Genomic DNA, 12,851 nt, shown 5'->3' with positions numbered 1-12,851 from the left:
AACGCATGAAATCGCTATTCGTCGCAGCCGGTCTGTCCATCGTCACCGTCGCCTCGGCCGCGCCTGCCGCGCCCGTGCAGACGCGCGATGTGCCGATCAACCAGCTCCTGCAAGGCCGTCTGCCGCAGCCGATCGACCTGAACGTGCCGGTGCCGGTGGAGTATGCCCAGTCGGGCGTCAAGCGCATCGGTTACTCGTACTGGATGCGTCCGGCGGATGCTGCGAGCGCCACGGCGGAAAAGCTGCCGACGCGTAATGGCTACCTGATCGCGTCGATGGCGACCAAGGTCACGTACGACGCGCGCCACAAGGTGTTCTACGGCATCGACGATCCCGGCTCGCTGAACAAGATGAGGAGCGTGGCGACCAATATCCAGGTGCGCCCGTTCAAGGACGGCAAGCACCCGGCCGTGCTGGTATCGATGACGAGCGGCACGACCGGCCAGCCGTCCTACTTCATGTACATGGCGACCGGCGTCAAGAACGACACCTTCTTCCTGTCGTTCCAGCCGCCGGAAGGGCGTCGCGACATCGGCGACGCCGTCTGGGCGAAGCTGGCGGCGAACATCAAGTAGCCGCCAGCACCCGGCTCAGTGCGCGGTGGCGCCGGCCGCGCCGATGCCCGTTTCCGAACGCACTTCCTGCGCTTCGAAGCCGGCGCGGTCGATGGCTGCGCGCTTGCTGGTGTCCGTTACCGAGAACAGCCAGATGCCGACGAAGCCCACCGTCATCGAGAACAGCGCAGGCGAGGTGTAGGGGAAGATGGCCGAAGCGTTGTGGAACACGTCGACCCACACCGATTTCGACAGCACCGTCAAGGTGACGGCCGCCAGCAGGCCGAGGAAGCCGCCGACGGTGGCGCCGCGCGTGGTGCACTTGCTCCACAGGACGGACATGAACAGCACGGGGAAGTTGGCCGAGGCGGCGATCGCGAAGGCCAGCGACACCATGAACGCCACGTTCTGCTTCTCGAACACGATGCCCAGCAGCACGGCGATCACGCCCAGCACGATCGTGGTGAACTTCGACACGCGCAGCTCGCTGCCCGGGGCCGGCTGGCCCTTCTTGATGACGGTGGCATACAGGTCGTGCGACACGGCCGAGGCGCCGGACAGGGTCAGGCCCGCCACGACCGCAAGGATGGTGGCGAAGGCGACGGCGGAAATGAAGCCGAGGAAGACGTCGCCGCCGACGGCCTTGGCCAGGTGCACGGCCGCCATGTTGTCGCCGCCCAGCAGCTTGCCGGCGGCATCCTTGAAGCCGGCGTTGGTGCCGACCAGCACGATGGCGCCGAAGCCGATGATGAACACCAGCACGTAGAAGTAGCCGATCCAGGTGGTGGCCCACAGGACCGATTTACGCGCTTCCTTGGCGCTCGGCACGGTGAAGAAGCGCATCAGGATGTGCGGCAGGCCGGCGGTGCCGAACATCAGCGCCATGCCGAACGAGATGCCGGAAATCGGGTCCTTGATGAAGCCGCCCGGGCCCATGATGGCGTCGCCCTTGGCATGCACGTGCACAGCCTCGGCAAACAGCAGGGACGGGCTGAAGTCGTACAGCGCCAGCACGGCGAACGCCATGTAGCTGGTCGCGCCCAGCAGCATCACGGCCTTGATGATCTGCACCCAGGTGGTGGCGGTCATGCCGCCGAACAGCACGTAGACCATCATCAGCACGCCCACCAGCACGACGGCGATCCAGTAGTCCAGGCCGAACAGCAGCTTGATCAGCTGGCCCGCGCCCACCATCTGCGCGATCAGGTAGAACAGCACGACGACCAGGGTGCCGGACGCGGCGAACATGCGCACCGGCTTCTGGGCGAAGCGGTAGGCGGCCACGTCGGCAAACGTGAAGCGGCCCAGGTTGCGCAGGCGCTCGGCCATCAGGAAGGTCAGCACGGGCCAGCCGACCAGGAAGCCGATCGCGTAGATCAGGCCGTCGAAGCCGTTGGCGAACACGGCCGCCGAGATGCCGAGGAAGGACGCGGCGGACATGAAATCGCCCGCGATGGCCAGGCCATTCTGGAAGCCGGTGATGCCACCGCCGGCCGTGTAGAAGTCGGACGCCGAGCGGGTGCGCGCGGCGGCCCATTTGGTGATGAACAGGGTCAGCAGCACGAACGCGCCGAACATGACGATCGCCGTCCAGTTGGTGGCCTGTTTCGCGGCCTGGCCCAGGTCGGGCGCGGCCAGCGCGGTGCCGGCCGCGGCCAGTGCGGCCAGCGCGGCCGCGCCGCGCAATGCGCCACGGGCCATCATGCGCTCACCTGTTCGGCTTGCTTGGCGGGGGCGGCGGCGTTCTTGTGGATGGCGTCCGTCAACGCATCGAACTCGCGGTTGGCCCGGCGCACGTAGATACCTGTGACGGCTACCGTGAACAGGATCACGAACAGCCCGAGCGGCACGCCGCGCGACATGACGCCGTCGCCGATCTTGCCGGCCATGAATTCCTTGTCGAACGCGTTCAGGGCGGTGAAGCCATAGTAAGCCACCATGACGGCCCAGGTCAGCATCCAGCCGTAGCGGGAGCGCGTCTTGACGAGCTTGTGGTAGTTGGGGTCGTTCTTGACCCGTCGGACGAGGTCTTGTTCCATATGTGTCTCCATTGATTTTTGTCGGTGCAGCTTGCATGAATGGCCGCTGACCTTAGACCCTACGCAACGTTTCTTACCGTAGCCTTACTGACGACGCGCGGCGCCCCCTCATCTATCTGGTTGATGTTGAGAATGATTATCATTATGATGCGGGCCTTATCGTATTCATAACGAGAAGGCACCCATGCAAGTCTTTACGCGTAGCGTCATGGCATCCGCCTGCCTGGTCCTGTGCCACGCCGCCCAGGCCCAGGCATTGGTACAGGACGACCTGCCGGTCGTGGTCGTCAGCGGCGAGAAAATGGGCAAGTCGCTCGAGCGGACCGTGACCGGCGCCAGCGTCGCCACGGCGCGCGACCTGGAGGAGCACGGCGACCATTCGCTGACGGACATGATGGCGCGCACGCCGGGCGTGAGCACCGCGCCGAACAACCAGACCTTCAGCATCCGCGGCGTGCCGGTCGCGGGGCTGGGCGAGCAGGGCGCCAACGACCTGATCTCCGTGTATGTCGACGGCGCCGTGCAGCCGCGCCAGAACGTCACGCTGGGCACCCTGTCCACCTGGGACATGGAGCAGGTCGAGATCCTGCGCGGACCGCAATCGACGGTGCAGGGCCGCAACGCGATGGCCGGTGCCATCGTGCTGCAAAGCCGCAATCCCACCTATACGCCGTCGCTGCGGACGCAGGTGCGTGGCGGCAGGTTCGACGAGCGCAGCGCCGCCTTCGCTGGCGGCGGCGCGCTGGTCGATGGCAAACTTGCCGCGCGGGTGGCCGTGGAGCGCGCCAGGGACGAAGGCTACATCGTCAACGAGACCCTGGGCAAGCCGGCCAACCCGCGCGACAGCCTGACGGCGCGCGCCAAGCTGCTGTGGCAGCCCAGCCCCGCGCTGGACGCGCTGTTCACGGTCAGCCATACCGATCACCGCCGTGGCAATCCGGTCGTCACCCAGGAGGACGGCGCGGCGTTGTTGTACCGTGTGCGCACCAATGCGGACGCCTGGGACAATATGCGCCAGAACTCGCTGGTCGCCAACCTGGAATACCGCCTCGCGCCCGCCTGGACGCTGCACAGCACCAGCGCCGTCACGCATACCCGGTACGACGCGGTGCTCGATTTCGACCAGACCGACACGGCCCCCGTCGATGAGGTGCTGCGCGACCACCGGCACCGCCTGGCCTCGCAGGAGTTCCGGCTGGCGTACCGCGCAGACGGGCTGACCGGCCACCTCGGCGTGTATGCCGGCAACAGCCATGAGATGCGCGACGACCGGCTGCTGTTCGACGGCGAGCCCGTGCTCGGACTGGGCGGCGATACGCGCGTGCGCAACCGTGCCGTATTCGGCGAAGTGAGCTGGGCCTTCCGGCCACGCTGGGAACTGATCGGCGGCCTGCGCTACGACCGCGAACGCAACCGCGTCGCGGCACGCTTCGACAGCGATCCCGAGACCGTCTCGCCCGGCAGCTACCACGCCATGCTGCCCAAGCTGGGCGTCAGCCACGAGCTGGGCGCCGGCCATTGGCTGGGCGCGCAAGTGCAGCGCGGCTACCGCGGCGGCGGCTCGGCCTTCAATATCGCGCAGCAGGCCAGCGTGCCGTTCGATCCCGAATACAGCACCAACTATGAGTTGAGCTACCGTGGCCGCCCGCTGGGGCGGCGCCTGCAGCTGCATGCAAATGCCTACTGGACCGACTGGAAGGACCAGCAGGTTAGCGTGCTGACGATCCCCGGCAACGACAACAGCGCGCAGGTGGCCAATGCCGGTCGGGCGCGCCTGTATGGCGCGGAATTGTCGGCGACGTGGATCGTTTCGCCGGCCGTGCGGCTGTACGCCAACGGCGCGCTCAACCATACGCGCTACCGCAGCTTCCAGGCCGTCAACCAGGACCTGTCGGGCCAGGCGTTCGAGCGCGCGCCGCGCCGCCAGTTGACCGTCGGCGGCCGCTGGCGCCCGCTGCCGGCGCTGAGCCTGCACGCCGAGCTGGCCTACCAGTCGGATGCGCCGTCGCAATACCTGACCGACGGCGAACCCGGCTCGCCGCGTTTCCGCCAGGTGACCGGCGTGCTGCGGGGCGATGCGGCGACACTCGTCAACCTGAACGCGCAATACGAGGTCGGTCCGTGGCGCTGGAGTGCCTACGTGCGCAATGCCGGCGACAGGCGCTATGTGGTCAGCCGCACGACCGGCCCGGTGGTCACGGCCGGCGCGCCCCGCATCGCCGGTATCGCCCTGCACTACGAGCTGTAACGCGGGCGCACGCGGGCGGGCGGGAGGAGCGGCCGCTCCCGCGCCGCCCTAGAGCCAGCGCGTATCGGGCATGGTGAGCAGCCCGGCCAGCTTGGTCAGCACGAAGCGCATCTGTTCGCGCGAGCCCGCCATCAGGGCGATGCGCACGTACTGGTGGCCCTCGCCGTCGCCGTTCATCGAGAACGCGTCGCCACCGGCCACCAGCAACTGGTGGCCGCGCGCGATGGCGGCGAACTGGTCGCCGCCGCTCCAGAACTCGGGCAGCTTCAGCCACAGGTGATAGGCCGTCGGCAGCGCGCTGTATTCGAACCGCCCGAGCAGTTCGCGCGCCATCTGCTGGCGCTGGCGCGCTTCGGCCCGTTGCGCACTGCACAGTTCGGCAGCCTTGCCGCTGTTGATCAGGTTGGTGGCCAGCTGCGCCGCCAGCGGCGACACCATCCACACGCTGGTGCGCACGCTGGCGGCCAGTCCCGCCAGCCAAGCCGGCGGGCAGTGCAGGTAGCCCAGGCGCACGGTGGAGGAGACGGATTTCGACAGGCTGGTCAGGTACAGGGTCCGCTCCGGCGCGTAGCTGGCCAGCGGCAGCAGCGGCGTTGGCGCCAGGAAGCCGTACAGATCGTCGTCCACCAAAATGAAGTCGAACTCCCGTGCCAGCGCCGCGATGGCGGCACGGCGCTGCGCCGACATCACGCGGGTGGTGGGGTTCTGGCATGTCGCGATACAGATCACCATGGCCGGCCGCTCGCGCTGGCACAGCGCGCGCAGGCTGTCCGGGCTCATGCCTTCCTCGTCCATGGCGACGCCGCGCAGGCGTCGCCCCAGGCCGTGCACGACGGAGGCAACGCCTGGATAGCACAGCGATTCGCACAGGACCAGGTCGCCGGCGCGCGTCAGCGCGTTGACGGCGACCCACAAGCCGTGCTGCGCCCCGGCTGTCAACAAGACCTGCTCCGGCCGCGCCGCCAGGCCGGCGGCCTGCATCCAGGCCGCGCCGGCGACCCGGTGCAGCGGGTGGCCGCCATCGGGCGTGTAGTCCAGCATTTCCGTCAGCAGGGGCGACTGGCTCAACTCCGCCAGGGCGGCCCGCACATACGGCTCCTGCAACGCCAGGTTGGGCTTGACGATCGACAGGTCGAGCCAGCCATTGGCGGGCTCCGGCGTGGCGGCAGCGGCCGGTACGACAGGCGTGCTGGCAGCCTCGGCCACCGCATCCTGGGCCCGCACATAGGTGCCGCGTCCCACCTCGCCCTGCACCAGTCCGCGCCGCTGGGCCAGTTCGTAGGCCCGGTTCACCGTGCCGGGGGTCACGCGCAGCAACGCCGCCAGTTCCTTCAATGTGGGCAGGCGGGTGCCATTGCTGAGTACCCCGGCGCGGATGTCGCGCTCCAGCGCCGCCGCGATCTTCTCGTAGATGGGGCCGTCAGTCTGCACCAGTTCCGGTTGCCACATGGTTGTTCCTTGGAGGTTGATTGCGTCGATTGCACTATTTTACAACATTGCAAGTCCCTACCGCAGCGATGTAATGCGCGCGAAATGATTTCCTCGGAGTATCACATGGTTGCATAGCCTAATAAAGAGCGGTTTTCGCAACAGCAGACAAAACAATCTGTTGACCGACCTTGATGTTTGCATTAAATTAACTAGGCAATTTACATCGAATAAATCGATGTAAGTTGTAAGCGACTCATCCGCATTCGTCCACTCATCCGGGAACAGCCCATGTTTGATCGTCACCACCACACCCTAGCCGCCATCGATCCCGAGATCGAGGCCGTCATCCGGCGCGAAACGCTGCGCCAGGAGGAACACATCGAACTCATCGCATCGGAGAACTACACGTCGCCGGCCGTGCTGGCCGCCGTGGGATCTCAGCTCACCAACAAGTATGCGGAAGGCTATCCGGGCAAGCGCTACTACGGCGGCTGCGACATCGTCGACGAGGCGGAGCGCCTGGCCATCGCGCGCCTGCGCAGCCTGTTCGGCGCCGAGAGCGTCAATGTGCAGCCGCACTCCGGTTCGCAGGCGAACCAGGCGGTATTCTTTGCCGCCCTGAAGCCGGGCGACACCATCCTCGGCATGAGCCTGGCCGAAGGCGGCCACCTGACGCACGGCATGCCGCTCAATATCAGCGGCAAATGGTTCAACGTGCACAGCTATGGCCTGAACGAAGCCGAGGAAATCGACTACGACGCCATGGAGCGCACGGCGCACGCGGTGCGCCCGAAGATGATCATCGCCGGTGCTTCGGCGTATTCGCTGCGCATCGATTTCGAGCGCTTCGCCCGGGTGGCGCGCGATGTCGGCGCCTACTTCATGGTGGACATGGCGCATTACTCCGGCCTGATCGCCGGCGGCCAGTACCCGAACCCGGTACCGCACGCCGACTTCGTCACGTCCACCACCCACAAGGGCCTGCGCGGGCCGCGCGGCGGTGTGATCCTGATGAAGGAGCAGCACGAGAAGGCCGTCAACTCGGCCATCTTCCCGGGCACGCAAGGCGGGCCGCTGATGCACGTGATCGCCGGCAAGGCCGTGGCGTTCAAGGAAGCGCTGGCGCCGTCGTTCCGGCTGTACCAGGAGCAGGTGCTGGCCAACGCCGCCGCGATGGCCGAGGCCCTGCGGCAGCGCGGCCTGCGCATCGTATCGAACCGCACCGAAAGCCACCTGATGCTGGTGGACCTGCGCGGCGCCGGCATCACGGGCCGGGATGCCGAGCGCATCCTGGGCGACGTCTGCATCACCTGCAACAAGAACTCGATCCCGAACGACCCGGAAAAGCCGGTCGTGACCAGCGGCATCCGCCTGGGCAGCCCGGCCATCACCACGCGCGGCTTCGGCGTGGCCGAGGCGCGCCTGGTCGGCAACCTGGTGGCGGACGTGCTGCAGGCGCCCACCCACGCGCCGACGCTGGCGCGGGTGCACGAGCAGGTGCGGGCCCTGTGCCGCGACTTCCCGGTTTATGGCCCCGTTCATGGCCCCGTTCATGGCTGAGGTCGCGATGACGAATCCATCACGCTCGGTGCGCGACGATTTTTCCATCTCGGCGCTGGTGGCCGGCTTCCTGGCCGTGCTGATTTCCTACGCCGGACCGCTGGTGATCGTGTTCCAGGCCGCGCGGCTGGCGCACCTGTCGGAAGCGCAGACGTCGTCCTGGATCTGGGCGATCTCGATCGGCAGCGGCCTGACCGGACTGGTGCTGAGCTGGCGCCTGAAGACGCCCGTCATCACGGCCTGGTCCACGCCGGGCGCGGCGTTGCTGGTGACGATGCTGCCGACGATGCCGCTGGGGCAGGCGATCGGCGCCTACATCGCCAGCTCGGTGGCGATCACGCTGATCGGGCTGTCCGGCGCGTTCGACCGCTTCATCGCGCACATCCCGAAAGGTATCGCGGCCGCCATGCTGGCCGGCATCCTGCTGCGCTTCGGCACGGAAGTATTCACCTCGGTCAAGGCCAACCCGGCGCTGGTGCTGCTGATGGTGCTGACCTTCCTGGTTGTCAAGCGCACGCTGCCCCGGTATGCGATTGCCGGCGTGCTGGTGATCGGCACCGCCTTCGCGGTGAGCACCGGCGTGACGAATCTGTCGCAATTGCAGCTGGCCGTGGTGCAACCGGTGTGGACGACGCCGGAATGGTCCTGGCATGCCGTGTTGAGCCTGGGCGTGCCGCTGGCGCTGGTCACCCTGACCGGCCAGTACGTGCCCGGCATGGCCGTGCTGCGCACGTCCGGCTACCAGGTGCCGGCCAGCGGCATCATCGCCACCACCGGCCTGGCCTCGCTGCTGCTGGCGCCGTTCGGCGCGCACGGCGTCAACCTGGCCGCCATCACGGCGGCGATCTGCACCGGCAAGGAAGCGCACGAGGAGGCCGACCGGCGCTATGTGGCCGGCGTGGTGGGCGGGGCGATCTATGTCGTGGTGGGGACGTTCGGCGGCGCGCTGGCGCTGCTGTTCTCGGCGCTGCCGCACGAACTGATCGCGGCGCTGGCCGGGCTGGCCTTGATCGGCGCGATCACCACGGGGCTGATCGGCACCGTACAGGACGAGAGCCATCGCGACGCCAGCATCGTCACCTTCCTGGTCACCGCCTCGGGCATGAGTTTCCTGGGCCTGGGCGCCGCGTTCTGGGGCCTGGTGATCGGCGGCGCCGCCTACCTGATTCTGCACAAGCCGTGGAAACGCGCGGCGCCGCAGCTTGCAACCCTGAAGAAGGCTTGAACACGATGACACAGTCTGTTGATTTCCTGGTGGTGGGCGGCGGGATCGCCGGTGTCGCGGTGGCGTCGGAACTGGCGCGGCACGGCAGCGTGTTGGTACTGGAACGCGAACGCAGCCTGGCCTACCACACCACCGGCCGCTCGGCGGCCATCTCGATGGAGAGTTATGGCAATGCCCTGATCCGCCGGCTGACCTGCGCCTCGCGCGGCTTCTTCGAACAACCGCCGGCCGATCTGACGAGCGATCCACTCAGCGCGCCGCGCGGCGCGCTGATCCTGGGCGACGAGGCACATTGGGGCAAGCTGCAGGCGCGCTACGCCGCCGTCAAGCAGCACGTGCCCAGCGCCGCCTGGGTCGAGCGGCGCGACATCGCCGAGCTGGCGCCGTTCATGGGCCAGCAGTGGATCGCCGGCATCCACGAACCGAGCGCGTTCGACTTGGACGTGCACGCGATCCACAGCGCCTTCCTGCGCGGCCTGCGCCTGCGGGGAGGGCTGGTGCGTACGGATGCGGAAATCGCCGCGGCGGAGCGCCGCGGCGGCGCCTGGGACGTACAACTGGCCGACGGCAGCCGCATCGCCGCCGGGACCATCGTCAACGCCGCCGGCGCCTGGGCCGACGACGTGGCGCGCCGCTGCGGTGCCACGCCGCTGGGCATCCAGCCGTTGCTGCGTACCGTGGTCGTGGTCGACCCCGAGCGCGACGTGACGCACTGCCCGTATATCGGCACCGTCGACGAGCAGCTGTTCATCAAGCCGGACGTGGGCCGCCTGATGGTGTCGCCATGCGACGAGACACCGGCCGAGCCGCACGACGCGCTGCCGGACGAACTGGGCGTGGCGATCGCGATGGACCGGCTGGAGTCGGCCACGACGTTGCGGCCGAAACGCATCCTGAATCGCTGGGCCGGCCTGCGCGTGTTCGTGCCGGACCGCAGCCCGGTCGTCGGCGCGGACGCCGGCGTGGACGGCTTCGTCTGGTGTGCCGCCTTGGGCGGCTACGGCATCCAGACGGCGCCGGCGATGGCCCGGCTGTGCGCCGCGCTGGCAACCGGCGCCGGCGTCCCCGCCGACCTGGCCGGCATCGACGCGGCCGACGTGGCGCCGGGGCGCGTGGCCGGCATCGCCGCGCGGCATCTGACCGCGGTGGCCGAACTGGAATAGGGCAGTCGTCCACCTTTGTCCTTCATCTCACTCACTGAAAGGGAAGCAAGCATGAATCAGGTAGCAGAACGCGTCGATCTCGACGCCAGCGCAACGGATCGCGACATCATCTTCACGGACAAGGCACCGCTGCCGCTGGGCACCTACTCGCAAGGCGTACGGGTCGGGAACATGGTGTTCCTGGCCGCGCAGACGCCGGTCGTGCCGGGCACGAACGACATCGCCGAGGGCGGTTTCGAAGGCCAGGTGCGCCAGACCTTCAGCAACCTGAAGACGATGGCGGAGGCCTGCGGCGGCACGATCGACGACATCGTCCAGGTCACGGTCTACATCACCGACATCGAAAAGTTCTCCGTCATGAACGCCATCATGGCCGAGTATTTCAGCCAGCCGTATCCGGCCCGCACCACGGTGGGTGCCGCCAACCTGGCACGCGGCACGCTGGTGGCGATCGACGCCATCCTGGTCCAGCGCAGCTGAGCTGGTCCCTGCAGGCACCGGCCCGCGCGCCGGTGCCTTCGCCGCCTCAACCTCACACGGAAAACGGATCTGTCATGAGCTTTGAAACGGGTTACACGCTGCGCTGCCTGCACTGTCATACGAACTATGCAATCAATGAAGCCGGTTATTGCTGTCCCACCTGCGAACTGGACGGCGCGCTCGACGTGCTGTACGACTACGAGCGCATTGGCGCCGGCTTCCGCCAGGACGTGGCCCGCCACGACAGCTTCGACATGTGGCGCTACCGCAGCCTGCTGCCCATCGCGCCCGATTTCCGGCCGGCGCTGCACACGGGCGGTTCGCCGCTGTATGAGCTCAAGCAGGATGGCGGCGGACGTGTCCTGGTCAAGGACGACACCCGCAACCCGACCGGCTCGCTCAAGGACCGCGCCAGCGCGCTGGCGGCGGCGCTGGCGGCCGGTCAGGGCTTCGACACGATCGCCACCGCCAGCACGGGCAATGCTGCGGCGGCGCTGGCCTGCATGAGCGCGGCCAGCGGCCTGCGCTGCGTGATCTTCGCACCGAGCAGCGCGCCGCGCGAGAAGCTGGCCCAGATGCGCGCCTACGGTGCCAGCGTGATCGAAGTGGAGGGCGGCTACGACGAGGCATTCGTCGCCTGCTACCGGGCCTGCAAGGAAAACGGCTGGTACAACCGCAGCACGGGCATCAACTCATATATGTCGGAAGGGAAGAAGACGGTCGCATTCGAGATCGCCGAGCAGATGCAGTGGCAGGTACCGGACCGCGTGTTCGTCCCGGTCGGCAACGGCTGCATCGTCGGCGCCGTCTACAAGGGGTTCCACGAGTTGTACAAGATGGGCTGCACCGACCGCGTGCCGCGCATCATGGGCGTGCAGGCGGCCGGCAGCGACTTCATGTACCGCGCCTGGAGGGCGGGCACGGGACCGAACGGCGCCGAGGCCCGGCCGGCGCGCACGTCCGCGGGCAGCATCAGCGTGGCGCTGCCGCGCGACCGCATCAAGGCGCTGCGCGCCATTGAGCACAGCGGCGGTGAATTCGTCACCGTCAGCGATGCGGAAATTTTCGACGCCGTGACGGCGCTGGCGCGCAGCTGCGGCGTGTTTGCCGAGGCGGGTGCGGCAGCGGCTTATGCCGGGATGCGCAAATGGGGTGGGCCCGCGGCGGGCGAGACGGCCGTGGTGCTGGTGACCGGTACCGGGTTGAAGGATATTGCCGGGTTGCTCAGGAGTGGGGTGTTGGCGGAGGGGGTGGAAGGGCAGGTGGTTGCTGCTTAGTGGCATCTTGGGACGCGATGGCGAGGGGCTGCCCTCTACTTGATACGACGCTTGCAACCATGCTGAATTCCAGTGCTTGTTTTTGTATTTCGGCTGCGTCCCCCTTCGATGCGCGATCAGCTCGTCAAGCGTCCTATCTCGCGTCATCGCCTCTGTAATGCTCAGCGGTGGTAACGGAATTACCGTCGGGGTCTTCCAATTTGAACACTTGCCCCCGATGTACTCAAGGACGTCGACATTGCCGTTCTCGTCCGGCATAATGCTCATGCGCAGGTTGGCACCAGTCCGCTAAATGTATCCAATAGCCCAAAGTTCATTATCGATTTTAGCTATTTTCTGATCTTTAGAAAGGTCATCCCAGCAGGTGTGTGTAACCGGATCCGCTGGCAGATCAATGAAGATTGGCGGGTCTATTTCCTCCCAATGCGCTACGTTCCCGGCACTGCAAAACGGGCATCGAGGAAACTGTCCGATACCAAATGAGTAGCCTGCAGAGTCTGGATCGCACGCGACCACAGCATATATCTGACGTAGGACATCCGCGATGAAATGCTCGCGCATGCCATGCATTCTTGGATTTTGCTTTATCAAGTCATATACTTCGCCATACGCGGCGTCTTCAAGCGCATTCAAATACGCGACTTCCAAAGTTCCTTCACTTCTCAAGAGGAATTCGCCGTACGCTCCCGACAATAGGTCGGGCGCCTCGAACACACCAAGGCATGACGCACAGGTAAGTTTTATCAACTGAAGATTCATGGCCCGATTGGGGTTAAGATCACTGGTCTGAATATATCGGCGAATTCATCTGGTATCGCATTGCCGGTGCCGCCGTGTGCACGTTCCAATTTTAACCGGATTACATTGAGCTTGC

11 protein-coding genes are annotated in these 12,851 nt (G+C 66.6%); 7 read left to right on the top strand and 4 right to left on the bottom strand.

Annotated features, from left to right (window positions below; genetic code table 11):
- The first annotated feature begins 5 nt into the window (after positions 1-5).
- Positions 6-575 carry a hypothetical protein gene (locus E7V67_015040; protein ID WUR11036.1) on the top strand — a complete coding sequence of 190 codons (570 nt, stop codon included), beginning with the start codon at positions 6-8 and terminating at the stop codon, positions 573-575.
- A 15-nt stretch (positions 576-590) separates the two neighbouring features.
- Here E7V67_015040 and E7V67_015035 read toward each other — a convergent pair whose 3' ends face one another.
- A complete protein-coding gene (locus E7V67_015035; protein WUR11035.1) occupies positions 591-2,258 on the bottom strand; it encodes a cation acetate symporter in 1,668 nt (555 codons plus the stop codon).
- Positions 2,255-2,593 carry a DUF485 domain-containing protein gene (locus tag E7V67_015030; protein WUR11034.1) on the bottom strand — a complete coding sequence of 113 codons (339 nt, stop codon included), beginning with the start codon at positions 2,591-2,593 and terminating at the stop codon, positions 2,255-2,257. The genes E7V67_015035 and E7V67_015030 overlap by 4 nt, the downstream gene beginning before the upstream one ends.
- A 184-nt stretch (positions 2,594-2,777) precedes the next feature.
- Between E7V67_015030 and E7V67_015025 the strand changes: the two genes are divergently transcribed.
- A complete protein-coding gene (locus tag E7V67_015025) occupies positions 2,778-4,841 on the top strand; it encodes a TonB-dependent receptor (GenBank protein WUR11033.1) in 2,064 nt (687 codons plus the stop codon).
- 48 nt (positions 4,842-4,889) lie between these two features.
- Here the strand turns inward: E7V67_015025 and E7V67_015020 are convergent, their stop codons facing one another.
- The gene (locus E7V67_015020) at positions 4,890-6,290 is read right to left on the bottom strand and encodes a PLP-dependent aminotransferase family protein (protein WUR11032.1); all 1,401 of its coding nucleotides are present in this window, start codon (positions 6,288-6,290) and stop codon (positions 4,890-4,892) included.
- A 270-nt stretch (positions 6,291-6,560) separates the two neighbouring features.
- Between E7V67_015020 and glyA the strand changes: the two genes are divergently transcribed.
- The 5 genes from glyA to thrC all read left to right on the top strand — a co-directional run bounded on the left by glyA (position 6,561) and on the right by thrC (position 11,977).
- Positions 6,561-7,832, top strand: coding sequence for a serine hydroxymethyltransferase (gene glyA, locus E7V67_015015; GenBank protein WUR11031.1), 1,272 nt, complete (start codon positions 6,561-6,563; stop codon positions 7,830-7,832).
- Positions 7,833-7,839: 7 nt separating this feature from the next.
- Positions 7,840-9,057, top strand: coding sequence for a benzoate/H(+) symporter BenE family transporter (locus E7V67_015010; protein ID WUR11030.1), 1,218 nt, complete (start codon positions 7,840-7,842; stop codon positions 9,055-9,057).
- Positions 9,058-9,062: 5 nt separating this feature from the next.
- On the top strand, positions 9,063-10,220 hold the full coding sequence (locus tag E7V67_015005; protein WUR11029.1) for an FAD-binding oxidoreductase: 1,158 nt from the start codon (positions 9,063-9,065) through the stop codon (positions 10,218-10,220).
- Positions 10,221-10,271: 51 nt separating this feature from the next.
- Positions 10,272-10,700, top strand: coding sequence for a Rid family detoxifying hydrolase (locus tag E7V67_015000; GenBank protein ID WUR11028.1), 429 nt, complete (start codon positions 10,272-10,274; stop codon positions 10,698-10,700).
- A 74-nt stretch (positions 10,701-10,774) separates the two neighbouring features.
- A complete protein-coding gene (gene thrC / locus E7V67_014995) occupies positions 10,775-11,977 on the top strand; it encodes a threonine synthase (protein ID WUR11027.1) in 1,203 nt (400 codons plus the stop codon).
- A 288-nt stretch (positions 11,978-12,265) separates the two neighbouring features.
- On the opposite strand, the gene E7V67_014990 is transcribed toward thrC, so the two are convergent.
- A complete protein-coding gene (locus tag E7V67_014990) occupies positions 12,266-12,736 on the bottom strand; it encodes a hypothetical protein (protein ID WUR11026.1) in 471 nt (156 codons plus the stop codon).
- Positions 12,737-12,851: the final 115 nt, after the last annotated feature.

This window comes from [Empedobacter] haloabium (assembly GCA_008011715.2).
Taxonomy (GTDB): Bacteria; Pseudomonadota; Gammaproteobacteria; order Burkholderiales; family Burkholderiaceae_D; genus Rugamonas; species Rugamonas haloabia.
Note: the sequence above shows the minus strand (reverse complement) of the source record. Positions and strands in the feature narration are given on the sequence as shown.

Coding starts and splice junctions, on each gene's coding strand:
- E7V67_015030 (WUR11034.1), bottom strand. CDS start 2,593: ATGGAACAAGACCTCGTCCGACGGGTCAAGAACGACCCCAACTACCAC.
- glyA (WUR11031.1), top strand. CDS start 6,561: ATGTTTGATCGTCACCACCACACCCTAGCCGCCATCGATCCCGAGATC.
- E7V67_014990 (WUR11026.1), bottom strand. CDS start 12,736: ATGAATCTTCAGTTGATAAAACTTACCTGTGCGTCATGCCTTGGTGTG.
- E7V67_015040 (WUR11036.1), top strand. CDS start 6: ATGAAATCGCTATTCGTCGCAGCCGGTCTGTCCATCGTCACCGTCGCC.
- E7V67_015035 (WUR11035.1), bottom strand. CDS start 2,258: ATGATGGCCCGTGGCGCATTGCGCGGCGCGGCCGCGCTGGCCGCACTG.
- E7V67_015005 (WUR11029.1), top strand. CDS start 9,063: ATGACACAGTCTGTTGATTTCCTGGTGGTGGGCGGCGGGATCGCCGGT.
- E7V67_015000 (WUR11028.1), top strand. CDS start 10,272: ATGAATCAGGTAGCAGAACGCGTCGATCTCGACGCCAGCGCAACGGAT.
- E7V67_015025 (WUR11033.1), top strand. CDS start 2,778: ATGCAAGTCTTTACGCGTAGCGTCATGGCATCCGCCTGCCTGGTCCTG.
- E7V67_015020 (WUR11032.1), bottom strand. CDS start 6,290: ATGTGGCAACCGGAACTGGTGCAGACTGACGGCCCCATCTACGAGAAG.
- thrC (WUR11027.1), top strand. CDS start 10,775: ATGAGCTTTGAAACGGGTTACACGCTGCGCTGCCTGCACTGTCATACG.
- E7V67_015010 (WUR11030.1), top strand. CDS start 7,840: ATGACGAATCCATCACGCTCGGTGCGCGACGATTTTTCCATCTCGGCG.